Here is a 255-nt window from a genome sequence, read left to right on the forward strand (position 1 = left end):
GATTCGACTGCATGGTATGTGCCCCGTCGCTGATTCCGAGGAAACCAGGCGAGCGGGTCAAGACCGACCGCCGCGACGCCCTCAAACTCGTGCGCTCGTTGCGCGCAGGTGATCTCTCGTCAGTCTATGTGCCGGGCGTCGAAGATGAGGCATTCCGGGATCTGGCCCGGGCGTGGGCTACCGCCAAAGCGGATCTCAAACACGCGCGTCAGCGGGTCAAGTCCTTTCTGCTCTCCCACGGTGTTCGTTATACCG

General features: G+C 62.4%; 1 pseudogene. It reads left to right on the plus strand.

What is annotated here, in order from left to right:
- Window positions 1-255 (plus strand): annotated as a pseudogene (locus AB3X96_RS42885) (IS110 family transposase); the annotation flags it as partial.

The sequence above is a fragment of the Paraburkholderia sp. BR13439 genome (assembly GCF_040948805.1).
GTDB lineage: Bacteria > Pseudomonadota > Gammaproteobacteria > Burkholderiales > Burkholderiaceae > Paraburkholderia > Paraburkholderia youngii.